Raw genomic sequence first — 12,318 nt, forward strand, 5'->3', positions numbered from 1 at the left:
AGCGGTAACACCCATCCAAGCTGTCCCCTTAGACATTCTCCCCGGGACCGGCTAAGCCCCAAAGGGCATGTCGCTTATCCGCTCCTCGCTTCTGGTCGGCCTCGGCTCGATGGCCTCGCGTGTTCTCGGCTTCGTCCGGGACGTGCTGTTCGCGCAGGCTCTGGGAGCGGGGCCCGTGGCGGATGCATTTCTCGCGGCCTTCCGCGTGCCGAATCTGGTGCGGCGCATCGTCGGCGAGGGCGGGCTCAATCCGGCGCTCGTTCCGGCTCTCGGTGCTCTGGAACCTGACGAGGCTGCAAAGACGGCCGGCGATGTGCTGGCGGTCTTTGGACTAACGCTGCTCGGGCTGACCGCCCTTGTGGAGATCGGCGCGGGACTGCTCGCCCTTATTCTCGCGCCGGGCCTGCACGACGATAGCGAGACACTGGCGCTGGTCGCGCTCTATACCCGCCTGTCCTTTCCCATCGTCTTATGCGTGACGCTTGCCTCCATCGGGGCCGCGATCCTGAACATGCGCGGGCGCTTTGCCGCGACGGCGCTGGCGCCGCTTGCCGTCAATGGCGGGCTGATCCTGGCGCTTGTCGTCCTGGAAGCCGGCCTTTCCCTACCGCTCGCGCAGAAGGCGGCATGGCTCGCCGCCTCGTCGAGCCTCGCCGGGCTGATCCAACTCGCCTTCATCGCCGCGGCTCTGTGGAATAGTGAGATCCCGCTCGTGCGCTTCCGCAAGCCGCGCTGGTCGCCGCTTTTGAAAAGTCTCCTGCTCGCCGGGTTTCCCGTGCTGGTGGCGAGCGGCGCCGTGCAGCTCTTCATCCTGGCCGCGACCCAGATCGCCTCTTTCTGGCCCTCCGGCGTGTCCTGGCTTTACTATGCTGAGAGGGTCATGCAGCTGCCGCTCGGGCTGATGGCTGCTCTCGGCTCGAGCCTGCTCCTGCCCGAACTCGCCCGCCGCCACCAATCAGGCGACACGCAGGCCATCGTGGCGGCACAGAACCGGGCGCTGGAAGTGGCGCTGCTGCTCGCTCTGCCGGCGAGCGCAGCGCTGTTCATTATAGCCCGTCCCATGACCAGCGTGCTGTTCGAGCGCGGCGCGTTTCAATCCTCCGACGCGGAGGGCACTGCTCTCGTTCTCATGGCCCTGAGCGTCGGCCTGCCTTTCGCGACCGCCGCCAAGGTGTTGAGCCAGACCCTGTTCGCCCGAGGCTCTTTGAGAGCGGCGCTGATGGCGGCGGTCCTCGGCCTTGTTCTGACCCTGGCCGCCTCCCTCCTGCTCGCCTGGCCTCTCGGCCCGACCGGGATCGCGCTCGGGGTCAGCATCGGGTGCCTCGGCCATGCGGGCGCCGTGGCGATCGGCCTCCGCCGATTCGGCCTCTGGTCGCCGGACCGGGCGCTGACGGCCCGCCTGATGCGGATCGTCGTTGCTGTTCTCGCCATGAGCCTCGCACTCTTAGCTGCCATGAGCACCATCATGAGCGCCATCGCACAGGGGGGCGCCCTCTCCCTCGCGGCTCTCTGCCTCGGCGGCTTGGCGATTTATGCGCTTGCGGCCTGGGCCACCGGCGCGGTGACCCGCGACGATTGGGCCGTTCTCACGAAAAAATCGTGAGAACCCTTGCATCGTGGCGCGGCCCTGTCATAACGCGCGCCTCAATGGAGCATTGTCGAGCTAAGCGGCCTCCGGTTCGCTGCGAAACAATGCGATCATAAGGCAATCTGGGGCGGTTGGCGGTTCAGCCTTGCGCATGCACCCTGTGGGAGTTCAAGACGATGGCGCAGTTCAAGGAGCTGGTGTTCTCGGGCGTTCAGCCCACCGGCAATCTCCATCTCGGGAATTATCTCGGCGCCATCAAGCGCTTCGTCGCCATGCAGGAGAACTACGACTGCATCTATTGCGTCGTGGATATGCACGCGATCACCGTGCCGCAGAACCCGACCGACCTCACCCGCCAGATCCGCGAGGTGACGGCCGCCTTCATCGCCGCCGGCATCGACCCGAAGCGCCATATCGTCTTCAACCAGAGCCAGGTCCCGCAGCATGCGGAGCTCGCCTGGGTGTTCAACTGCGTTGCACGCCTCGGCTGGCTCAACCGGATGACCCAGTTCAAGGACAAGGCGGGCAAGGACCGGGAGAACGCCTCAGTCGGCCTCTACGCCTATCCGGACCTGATGGCCGCCGACATCCTGGTCTACCGCGCCACGCACGTTCCGGTGGGCGAGGACCAGAAGCAGCATCTCGAACTGACCCGCGACATCGCCCAGAAGTTCAACAACGACTGGGCCGAATCGATTGCCGCCCATGGCTTCGGCGATGCCTTCTTCCCGCTGACCGAGCCGATGATCCAAGGCCCGGCCACCCGTGTCATGTCGCTGCGCGACGGCTCGAAGAAGATGTCGAAGTCGGACCCGTCCGATTACTCGCGCATCAACCTGACGGACGATGCCGATACCATCGCCCAGAAGGTCCGTAAGGCGAAGACCGATCCCGAGCCTTTGCCGAGCGAGGTCGACGGCCTGAAGGCCCGTCCCGAGGCCGAGAACCTGGTAGCGATCTACGCGGCCCTCATGGACACCACGCCGGAAGACGTGCTGCGTCAGCATGGCGGCTCGCAATTCTCAGGCTTCAAGGCCGCCCTCGTGGATGTCGCCGTGACGAAGCTCTCGCCCGTCGCGGACGAGATGCGTCGCCTTATGGCCGATCCCGGCCATATAGACGCCGTCCTGGCCGATGGCTCGGCACGAGCCCGTGCGCTGGCCTCCGTAACCATGGATGCGGTGAAGGACATCGTCGGCTTCGTGCGGGCACGCTGATCCCCGACCTTACGGCGGATGCCTGGGCTTGCTCTTGTCGCGACGGCAGGGCAGCATCTTTCGTGATCTCAGGAGAACGTGCTGTGAGCGGCAAGCGCCGATCCTACGAATCCGGCCACCGGCCGAAATTCATGGTGGTGGTCGACCAGACCCCGGAATGCGCCCGCGCGGTCCACTTCGCCTCGCGGCGAACCGCCCGTACCGGCGCGAGCATGATCATGCTCGCAGTCGTGGACCCGCCCGACAATTTCGAATGGCTCGGCGTCGGCGAGGCCATGATCGAGGAGGCGAGCGAGGAAGCCCAGAAGCAGCTCGATGCCGCCGCCCGCGAGGCGCGCAGCGCCGCAGGCGTCGAGCCCGAGCAGGTGATCCGCGTCGGCAACCGGGCCGACGAGATCATGAAGCTCATCAACGAGGACGAGGATATCTCCTTCCTCGTGCTCGCCGCCGGCAGCGCCAAGGAAGGTCCTGGCCCCCTGGTCTCGACCCTCGCTGGCCGCTCCGCCGCCTCCTTTCCAATCCCTATCGTGATCGTCCCGGGAGGCCTGACGGACGAGGAGATCGACGCGCTAGCCGGTTAGGGAGACGTCATCCCGGACGGAGCGTCTGCGGAGATCCGGGAGATCGCTCTCAGGATAAATCGCTACTCTCGTCGAACAATCCCGGGTTCTGCTATGCAGCCCCGCGATGCCTTGCGGGGCTATATTCTCCCCTTGGAATCCACTCCGATCCATTCCACATTGAGGTCGGAACCTGTTAGAACGATTCTAACACCCACACTCGGCCGGCCTTGAACCGGCGCAGAGGACGAAAGAAGCGATGTTTATCCAGACTGAAGCGACCCCCAATCCTGCCACCCTGAAGTTCCTGCCCGGCCGCGTGGTCATGCCCGAGGGTACGTTCGAGGCGAAGACCCCTGAAGCCGGCGAAGTCTCTCCCCTCGCCCAGCGGCTCTTCGCCGTGCCGGGCGTCACGGCTGTGTTCTTCGGCTATGACTTCGTCACTGTCACCAAGGCGGACGGCGAGTGGCAACATCTGAAGCCCGCCATCCTCGGCGCGATCATGGAGCATTTCATGACCGGCGCGCCGCTCTTCGCCAACGGCTACGGTGCGACGGAGGATGATGGCGAGGAATTCTTCGACGATGCGGATGCCGCCACGGTGGAGACCATCAAGGAACTGCTCGAGACCCGCATCCGCCCGGCGGTGGCGGGCGATGGCGGCGACATCACCTTCCGCGGTTTCAAGGACGGCACCGTCTATCTCGTCATGAAGGGCGCCTGCTCGGGCTGCCCGTCTTCGACCGCCACCCTGCGCCACGGCATCCAGAACCTGCTGCGCCACTTCCTGCCGGATGTGCGCGAGGTGCAGGCGGTCTAGAGCATCGGACCCAAAAGTGGAGGGCACTTTTGGGATCAATCCGATGATCATTTTTAAATCGGCGACGGTTTGATCTGATTTTAGGAATTCGGTTATCGAAGCGCGGCCTTTCGAGCCGCGCTTTTTGTTGGGAGTTTCATGTTGCCCGCCTTATCCGATATCGCCCTGGATCAGCTTTTCCACGAAGCGCGCACCCATCGCTGGTGGCAGGACCGCCCGATCCCGGAAGAGACCCTGCGCAGCATCGCCGAACTCGCCAAGCTGGGCCCGACCAGCGCCAATTCCTCGCCCGGCCGCTTCGTCTTCGTGGTGTCTCGGGAAGCCAAGGAGAGGCTCAAGCCGCATCTCGACGAGGGTAATGTGCGCCAGGCCACGAGCGCGCCCGCGACCGTGATTGTGGCCTATGACACGGAGTTCTACGAGAAGCTCTCCACCCTCGCGCCGAACAACCCCGGTGCACGCAGCTGGTTCGCCGGCAAGCCGGATGCCATCGAGAGAACGGGCTTCCAGGGCTCCTGCCTTCAGGGCGCCTATCTCATCATGGCCGCCCGCGCGCTTGGGCTCGATTGCGGACCTATGGGCGGATTCGACCGCAAGGGCGTGGATGAGACCTTCTTCCCGAACGGCAAGTTGAAGTCGAACTTCCTGATCAATCTCGGCTACGGCATCCCCGAAAAACTCCATCCGCGCCAGCCGCGTCTCGCTCTCGAGGAATTCTGCGCCATCGCATGAGGGTCAGCCTCGGGTCGGCGACACGATCCGCTCGATAAAGCCGATCACGGCCGACCTGAAGGCTGCCGGGTCAGAACCTGCCTCGATAGCGAGCGCCGCCCGGTCGAAGGCAGCGGACAGAAGCGCGGTCATGGCGGGGAGCGAAAAGTCCGGCTTGGGCGATCCGAGTGCGGCTTCCAGCCCCTCGCGCAGGGTTCGCGCCGCGTGGGCCTCGTCGATGGCCGCGATATCGCCTGCTCCGAGGACGGCGGGGCCGTCGACAAGCAGAAGGCGCGTGCGGCCTGGGACGGACATCGCGTCGAGATAGGCCATGCTTCCTTTCAGCAGCGCATCCCGAGGCGGCAGCATCGAAGAGGTCGATGCCTCGATCTCTGCGGCTACGGCCCGAGCCTCCCGTTCCAGCACGGCCCGGAAGAGATCCCGCTTGTCGTCGAAGTGGTGATAGAGCGCGCCGCGAGTCACCTTGGCCGCATCGACGATCTCCGGGGTTGAGGTCTCGGCATAGCCCTTCTCGATGAACAGCGCCCGCGCCGCGTCGAGCAGGGCTGCCCTGGTGGCCTCGGCCCGTTCCGGATTGGTCCGCCTCGATTGCATACATACAGCCTGTATGTTATTGATCAGAAACAGGCAGACTGTATGTCAAATGGCGGAGGTTGAACAGAGATGAAGATCACAAGCTACTATCCGGTGATCCTGACCCGCGACGTGGCCGGCACGGTCGCCTTCTATACCGGGCATTTCGGCTTCCGACCGGTTTTCAGCAGCGACTGGTACGTGCATCTGCAGTTCGGCGGCGATCCTTCGGTCAATCTGGCCATCCTGGACAGCCGGCACGACACAATTCCCGCCGAAGCCCGTCAGCCTGCCTCCGGGCTGATCCTCAACTTCGAGATCGAGGATCCGGAGACCCTCTACCATGAGGTCCAAGAAGCGGGACTGCCAATTCTCATCCCCCTGAGAGACGAGCCCTTCGGCCAGCGCCACTTCATCACCAGGGATCCCAACGGCGTGCTGATCGACATAATCAAGCCGATCCCGCCGAGTGCCGAGTTCGCAGCCCAATACGGGGCGGGCACTCTGCAGCAGATTGGAGTTTGATGCACGCTCGACAGCTTTCGCGTCGCCCATTCTTCCGTGTCATCCCCGGCGAGCGTTGTGAGGGAAGGGGATCCACAGGACTGCGCATGCAAGTAGATTCCCTCCCCCTCCACTGACGCTCCGGCCGGGAATGACACCGTATCCCACACCCTTCATCCCACACCCTCCGCCGTCATCCCCGGGCTTGTCCCGGGGATCCACGCTTTTTGCACGGATCCTGAAACGTGGATGGCCGGCACGAGGCCGGCCATGACGTCGAGGAGAGGACCGGCAGAGCAGAGCAATGTTATGTTCATCTTTTGTTCTTGACAATTGTCCCAATCTTGGCTATATCATTGCGTAGATCTGCTCCTGAGAGGGGCGCGCTCGCGAGGCGTCGCAGTGTGGGAGCAGGCACGGTCCCGTGCACGCACTGAACGCAGGTGCGGGTGACGGGAGGCCCAGGATGTGGGTCGGTCGTCGGGATCGGTCGCAGGCCGCCGCTGAGCAAGCGGTCACCGCCTGCGGCGGTTGACTGAGCTGGCCTCGCCTGTCCGCCTCAAGAAGCCGTGCGCGAAGAGGCACTCCGGCTCTTCCATCCCACACCAGCGCATATCGAGCCGGGCTGCCTGTCGCGCCACCCTCGATCACCATTCAGGCTCGCAGCGCAAGCTGCGGGCCCCACGGTGCTGGCTCTTTGATATGCCTGTTGAGACATCATCCCGGACGGAGCAGGGCGAAGATCCGATACAATCCATCACTCCGCCCCTGCGCCTCTGATTCCGGGTTCCCTCCTCTCGGTGTCTTGCTCTAAAGAAACAGGAAGATCTGACGGAGACGAATGTTGCGCGTCCTTGCCATCGATACTGCCCTCGGCGCCTGCTCGGCCTGCATCATTGAGGCCGGGGAGACCGTGCCGCTGGCTGCCGAGACCATTCCCATGGACCGCGGCCATGCCGAGGCCCTGATGCCGCTGCTCGACCGGCTCTCCGCACAGGTCGAGGGCGGCTTCGAGAGCCTTGACCGAGTGGCCGTCACGGTCGGGCCCGGCAGCTATACCGGCCTGCGCGTCGGCATCAGCGCCGCCCGCGGCATCGGGCTTGCAGCCGAGATTCCAGTCGTAGGCGTTGCAACCCTCTCTGCCTTCCTGGCGCCGCTGATGGTCAGCGACAAGCGCGGTCTCTTCACCGCTGCCATCGATGCCAAGCACGGCCATATCTACATTCAGGCCATCGCGCCGGGCGGACGGACCATCATTCCGCCGGGGCTCATGACCTATCGCGACGCTATCCGGCTTCTCGGCTCCGGGCCGATCCTCATTGCCGGATCGGCCTCGGCCATGCTCGCCGCGGAGGCCCGCGCTCAAGGAGTGGAAGCCCATATCAGCGATGTGTCAGGCTTCCCCGACATCACCTGGGTGGCAAGACTCGGAGTGCTTGCCGATCCGAATCAGGCGCTGCCGAAGCCGCTTTACCTGCGCGAGCCCGATGCCAAGCCGCAGGACGGGGCCCGAATCGCCAGGCAATGAGTATTCTCGACCGCTTCATCCACCCGCCAGCTCCGCGCATCGAAGCCGTCGGAACCGAGGCCGCCGCCCGGCTTGCCGCCATCCATGCCTCCGCCTTTGCGCGGGCCTGGAGCACGCTCGATTTCGAGCGCCTGCTCGGCGAGCGCGGCGTCTTGGCGGATGGGCTCTTTCTCGGACGCACCATGAAGCCTGCCGGTTTCGTCCTATCACGGATCGTGCTCGACGAGGCGGAGATCATCACGGTCGCGATCGCCTCGGAGGCGCGCGGCAAGGGCCATGCCCGGCCGCTGCTCTCCCATCATCTCGACCAGCTCTCGCGCCGGGGCGTGGGACGCGTGCATCTAGAGGTCGAGGAGGGCAATGCGCCGGCCCTAGCCCTCTATCGCCGCCTGCATTTTCGGGACATCGGACGGCGCGAGGGATACTATCAGAAGGCCGACGGGACGAAGACTGCCGCGCTGACCATGGCTTTGGACCTATAGCCCGCCTCGCTTCCCTCGCTTATAAGCCTGGGCAGTTGCATCGTGCGGACGCGGAGGGCCACGCCGAACGATGCACAATTAAGGAATGAGCATCGGATGGGCGCCCAAAGTGCCTTCCAATTGTGGGGCCGATGCCCAAGGAGTGAGTCAGCCTTGGTTACACGGAACAGCACATCCGCCAAACCGCGCCGGTCGGACGCCATCGAGCGCGCCTGCCGCAACAAGGGCCTGCGCATGACGGGCCAGCGCCGGATCATCGCCCAGATTCTCGATGCTGCCGAGGATCACCCGGACGTGGTGGAATTGCACCGGCGCGCGGCGGAGGTGGACGACCGTATTTCGCTCTCCACCGTCTACCGCACGGTCAAACTGTTCGAGACCGAAGGTATTCTGGAGCGGCACGATTTCCGCGACGGACGCTCGCGCTACGAGCAGGCCACGCGGGAGCACCATGACCACCTCATCAATCTCGAGACCGGCGACGTGATCGAATTCCGCTCCGAGGAGATCGAGGCGCTGCAGAACGAGATCGCCAAGCGGCTCGGCTACAAGGTCGTCTATCACCGGCTCGAACTCTACGCGGTGCCGCTCGACAAGGACGACGCGTGACAAGAATTGGCGTCGCCTTACGGCTCCTGGTGCTCGGCCTGTGCAGCGTCGTGCTCGTGCCGCTGCAGATGCTGGCCCTGCGCTTCGGCTGGTCGTCGATGCTGCACGTCCTGCCGGTGTGGTTTCACAGGATCCTGCTGAGACTGTTCAACGTGCGTGTGATCGAGCGGGGAACGCCGCCGACTGACGCGCCCACCATTGTTTTGTCCAACCATGTCTCCTGGCTCGATATCCCGGTGATCGGATCGCTGCATCCGCTCTCGTTCATTGCCAAATCGGAGGTCGAAGGTTGGCCCGTGGTTGGCCTTTGCGCGAAACTCCAGCGCTCCGTCTTCATCGACCGTCAGCGCCGCAAGGCCACCGCCGAGGTCAACGATGCGCTCGCGCACCGGCTGGTGAAGGGCGAGGCGATCGTGCTGTTTGCGGAAGGCACCACCAGCGATGGCAACCGCCTCCTGCCCTTCCGCTCCTCGCTCGTCGGCGGGGCTCAGGCCGCACTCATGCATGACAGCGTCGAGCGGGTTTTTCTGCAGCCGCTCGCCATTGCCTATACCCACCGCAACGGCCTGCCCGTGACCCGGCGCGAGCGCCCCTTCATCGCCTGGTACGGCGATATGGATCTTGCGCCGCATCTGAACATGTTCGTGCGCGGCGTGCCGCTCGACGTCGTCGTGACCTGGGGCGAACCGATTCTTTTCAACGGCAACCGAAAACAGGCGACGGCGTCAGCCGAGGCCGAGATCCGCCGGGCGCTGAAGGCGGCGTAACTCACGGAATATGTCATCGATCCTTGGAAACTCATCCAAGCCCGCTATGTTTCTAGATAACATATCCGGTCATGGCGATAGGAAACGGCATGTGGCGCTTTGGCATCGTGTTTGCCGTACTGATTGGGTGTCCTGCTCTCGCTCAAAATATTTCCCCAAAGAAGGGCATGGTTCAATGCGAGCGGGAAGCTGATTGCCTTAGCGAGCTCAAGAGCATTGTCACCCGCAAAGGGAATATCCTGTACTTAAGATTTGAAAATGGCGCGGCGGAAGCCTTCAAGGAGGACCGCCAAGCTTGCGAGGAAGATGACGGAGAGAAGTGTCTGCGTCTTAACCTGCGAGCCTATCGACCTGCTCAGTATGTCTATGTTGTGCAATGGAGAGGATATGAGGAAAGCGGCTCTCTGATTATCAGCAGTAAGACGGGAGCTTCTATAACCTTGCCCTCCTTGCCTCATTTTTCGCCAAGCGGTCGGTGGTTCGCGTCTATCGACCCCAATCCGTACGAAGGCAGCGAATATGCCGTGGCGATTTGGTCCACTGCTCCGGACAAACCGAAACAAGTGTTCCGCTATCGCATCCCCGAAAAAATCCTCAATGAACGTTGGGAATTCATCGAATGGGATGGCGATGACCGCATCAAATTCAAGGTGACTTTCGATAAGGAAAACGGAGCAACGCAAGAATCGATGACGAGTGCAGACCGAACCCAGCAAGGCTGGAATCTGAATTGGCCTTTACCGAATTCTAAGTGAGCCCCTATCGGCGGCAGGCTCACACCCGTGCCACCTCAGCCACATGCGCCTTCGCCTCTTCCAAAAGCCAGGCCCGGAAGGCGGCAAGCGCCGGGCGGTCCGCCGTCGCTTCCGGGCAGACGACGTAATACTGGTAGGACCCTTTCACCTGCTGAGGAAAGGGCTGAATCAGGCGACCGGCTTGGAGGTAGTCGCCGATCAGGACGTTGGTCGCGAGCGCCACGCCCTGTCCGGAAGCCGCGGCCTGGAGGCAGAGATAGGTGTGGGTGAAGCGCGGACCGCGGGAGGTATCGACGCTCGTGACGCCCAAAGTCGCGAGCCAGCGATCCCAGGTGGTGTAGTCGGGAATGCTCTCCACCGCCTCGTGCAGCAGGGTGTGATGGCGCAGATCCGACAGCTCCTTCAGGGGCCGTTCGGGATCGTTCAGCAGGGATGCGCTGCAGACGGCGAAGAAGAACTCATCCATCAACAGGTCCGAGCGCAGGCCCGGATAATTCCCCCGGCCGAAGCGGATCGCCACGTCCACGTCCTCGCGAGCGAAATCCGTCAGCCGCGTATCGACCGAGACTCGGACTTCCAGGTCGGGATGCTGCGCCTTGAGCGAGCCGAGCCGAGGAATGAGCCAGCCGGCTGCGAAACTCGGCATGGAGCTGACCGTGATCACCTTGGACCGGTCGGAGCGCAGGGCCTGCGCCGTCGCATTGTCGAGCCGGTCGAGGATATCGGAGAGCGAGGCGGCGTAATGTTCGCCCAGCGGGGTCAGCGCGACGCCCCGGCTCGGCTGGCGCACGAAGAGAGGCCGCCCGAGCCAGGCCTCCAAGGATTTCACCTGCTGGCCAACGGCGCTTGCCGTGACGGCGATCTCGTCACCGGCCTTTTCGAAATTCAGGTGACGGGCCGCGGCCTCGAAGGCGCGCAAGGCATTGAGCGGCGGGAGACGACGGCGGGACATGGCAGATCCGGATACATTGACCAAGTTTTACTTGGGTGAAACTCAAGAACTTCTCGTTTGCTTATAACCTATCACAGGAGCACATTTCTCTTCAATGAAACGCCATTGAAGGAGACCCGCCATGGCGATCGGATATGCCTCAGCAAATCTTGGGCTTCACGCCGCCCGCCGCGAGCGCCGGAACACCATGCTCGAGATGCTTCTGCGGTTCGAGTCATGGCTCGACCGGCGCGGAACCTCGAAGGAGTTGTACACGATGGACGATCGGGCGCTCGCCGATATCGGGTTGTCACGGGCCGACGTGGAGGGTTTGAATGCCGCCTCCTGGCAGGATCACCTTCCCTCCGCGTTCAGCCGATGAATTCCCGAAAGGCACCCTGATGAAGCTCTATTCTGGTCCGGTAAGCCTGTTTTCCCGCAAGGTCGAGATCGCGCTTCATGAAAAGGGACTCCCTTTCGAACAGATCCTGGTGCCGTTCACGCAGACGAACGGCTACAGCCCCAAGAATCCGGATGTGCTGGCCATCAATCCCAAGGGACAGGTCCCGGTCCTCGTCGATGGGGACCTGTCCCTCTACGATTCGACGGTGATTCTCGAATACCTCGAAGACGCCTACCCCGAACCGGCGCTCTATCCGAAGACGCCGGCGGAGCGCGCCCGCTCCCGGCTCTTCGACGTGTTCGGCGACGAGATCATGCTGGCCCCGCTGCGCTTCCTGATGCATCGCACAGAACCGAAGCCCGACGACCTGACAGGCTGGGAAGCGAAGGAGCTGAAAGCCAGGGAGGCCGAACCGGTTCTCGCCGGCCATTTCGCCGAGCTCGACCGGGCGCTCCAGGGCAAGGATTATCTCTGCGGCGCCTTCTCGGCCGCCGACATCGCGGTCTTCATGGCCGTGTTCTGGTCCCGCCGCCTCGGTGGGCCATCGCTGCGGGGCTACGATGCCCTTGCCGCTTGGTACGCGCGGCTCAGCGCGCGTCCGGCTTTTGCAAAGGTCGTTTCTGAAATCCTTGCCGCCGATGCGGAATTGTCAGCTCCCGTGGAGGAAGCGTTTCGGGAGTGATCCCAACGACGGCTGCCATCCCGGACGGCGAGGCCGATCCGGGATCGCATTCAGGATAAGACGCCATACTCGTCCTACGATCCCGGGTTCTGCTGCATAGCCCCGGGATGACGTCAAATCCCGCAAAATCCTTGAGCCAAACGGCCGCTATTCTCTTGCACGCATAA

15 protein-coding genes are annotated in these 12,318 nt (G+C 63.5%); 13 read left to right on the plus strand and 2 right to left on the minus strand.

Annotated features, from left to right (window positions below; translation table 11 throughout):
• Positions 1-67: 67 nt before the first annotated feature.
• The 5 genes from murJ (at position 68) to JO965_RS00680 (ending at position 4,917) form a co-directional block, all read left to right on the plus strand.
• Complete coding sequence (gene murJ / locus JO965_RS00660) at positions 68-1,603, plus strand: murein biosynthesis integral membrane protein MurJ (RefSeq protein WP_203441815.1); 1,536 nt, start codon at positions 68-70, stop codon at positions 1,601-1,603.
• A 161-nt stretch (positions 1,604-1,764) separates the two neighbouring features.
• On the plus strand, positions 1,765-2,805 hold the full coding sequence (gene trpS, locus JO965_RS00665; protein ID WP_203441816.1) for a tryptophan--tRNA ligase: 1,041 nt from the start codon (positions 1,765-1,767) through the stop codon (positions 2,803-2,805).
• Between the two features lie 83 nt (positions 2,806-2,888).
• Complete coding sequence (locus JO965_RS00670) at positions 2,889-3,386, plus strand: universal stress protein (protein ID WP_203441817.1); 498 nt, start codon at positions 2,889-2,891, stop codon at positions 3,384-3,386.
• A 238-nt stretch (positions 3,387-3,624) separates the two neighbouring features.
• Positions 3,625-4,185, plus strand: a complete 561-nt coding sequence (locus tag JO965_RS00675; RefSeq protein WP_203441818.1) for a NifU family protein — start codon at positions 3,625-3,627, stop codon at positions 4,183-4,185.
• Between the two features lie 138 nt (positions 4,186-4,323).
• A complete protein-coding gene (locus JO965_RS00680; RefSeq protein WP_203441819.1) occupies positions 4,324-4,917 on the plus strand; it encodes a malonic semialdehyde reductase in 594 nt (197 codons plus the stop codon).
• 3 nt (positions 4,918-4,920) lie between these two features.
• Here the strand turns inward: JO965_RS00680 and JO965_RS00685 are convergent, their stop codons facing one another.
• Positions 4,921-5,511 (minus strand): TetR/AcrR family transcriptional regulator, encoded by a 591-nt coding sequence (locus JO965_RS00685; protein WP_203441820.1) that lies wholly within the window; start codon positions 5,509-5,511, stop codon positions 4,921-4,923.
• Positions 5,512-5,580: 69 nt separating this feature from the next.
• Between JO965_RS00685 and JO965_RS00690 the strand changes: the two genes are divergently transcribed.
• From JO965_RS00690 to JO965_RS00715, 6 genes are all read left to right on the plus strand, one after another.
• The gene (locus JO965_RS00690; protein ID WP_203441821.1) at positions 5,581-6,015 is read left to right on the plus strand and encodes a VOC family protein; all 435 of its coding nucleotides are present in this window, start codon (positions 5,581-5,583) and stop codon (positions 6,013-6,015) included.
• An 823-nt stretch (positions 6,016-6,838) separates the two neighbouring features.
• Complete coding sequence (gene tsaB, locus JO965_RS00695; protein WP_203444003.1) at positions 6,839-7,522, plus strand: tRNA (adenosine(37)-N6)-threonylcarbamoyltransferase complex dimerization subunit type 1 TsaB; 684 nt, start codon at positions 6,839-6,841, stop codon at positions 7,520-7,522.
• The gene (locus JO965_RS00700) at positions 7,519-8,004 is read left to right on the plus strand and encodes a GNAT family N-acetyltransferase (protein ID WP_203441822.1); all 486 of its coding nucleotides are present in this window, start codon (positions 7,519-7,521) and stop codon (positions 8,002-8,004) included. Before tsaB ends, JO965_RS00700 begins: the two co-directional genes overlap by 4 nt.
• 153 nt (positions 8,005-8,157) lie before the next feature.
• Positions 8,158-8,613, plus strand: a complete 456-nt coding sequence (locus tag JO965_RS00705) for a Fur family transcriptional regulator (RefSeq protein ID WP_203441823.1) — start codon at positions 8,158-8,160, stop codon at positions 8,611-8,613.
• Positions 8,610-9,380, plus strand: a complete 771-nt coding sequence (locus tag JO965_RS00710) for a 1-acyl-sn-glycerol-3-phosphate acyltransferase (protein WP_203441824.1) — start codon at positions 8,610-8,612, stop codon at positions 9,378-9,380. Before JO965_RS00705 ends, JO965_RS00710 begins: the two co-directional genes overlap by 4 nt.
• Before the next feature lie 89 nt (positions 9,381-9,469).
• Entirely contained in the window at positions 9,470-10,135 is a 666-nt protein-coding gene (locus JO965_RS00715; RefSeq protein WP_203441825.1) for a hypothetical protein, read from the plus strand.
• Positions 10,136-10,154: 19 nt separating this feature from the next.
• On the opposite strand, the gene gcvA is transcribed toward JO965_RS00715, so the two are convergent.
• Positions 10,155-11,087, minus strand: a complete 933-nt coding sequence (gene gcvA, locus JO965_RS00720) for a transcriptional regulator GcvA (RefSeq protein WP_203441826.1) — start codon at positions 11,085-11,087, stop codon at positions 10,155-10,157.
• Positions 11,088-11,208: 121 nt separating this feature from the next.
• Between gcvA and JO965_RS00725 the strand changes: the two genes are divergently transcribed.
• Both JO965_RS00725 and JO965_RS00730 read left to right on the plus strand, forming a co-directional pair.
• Complete coding sequence (locus tag JO965_RS00725) at positions 11,209-11,448, plus strand: DUF1127 domain-containing protein (protein ID WP_246776698.1); 240 nt, start codon at positions 11,209-11,211, stop codon at positions 11,446-11,448.
• Entirely contained in the window at positions 11,402-12,151 is a 750-nt protein-coding gene (locus tag JO965_RS00730) for a glutathione S-transferase family protein (protein WP_246776699.1), read from the plus strand. Before JO965_RS00725 ends, JO965_RS00730 begins: the two co-directional genes overlap by 47 nt.
• Positions 12,152-12,318 lie beyond the last annotated feature (167 nt).

Origin of the sequence: Microvirga sp. VF16 (genome assembly GCF_016864375.1) — a bacterium.
Taxonomy (GTDB): domain Bacteria; phylum Pseudomonadota; class Alphaproteobacteria; order Rhizobiales; family Beijerinckiaceae; genus Microvirga.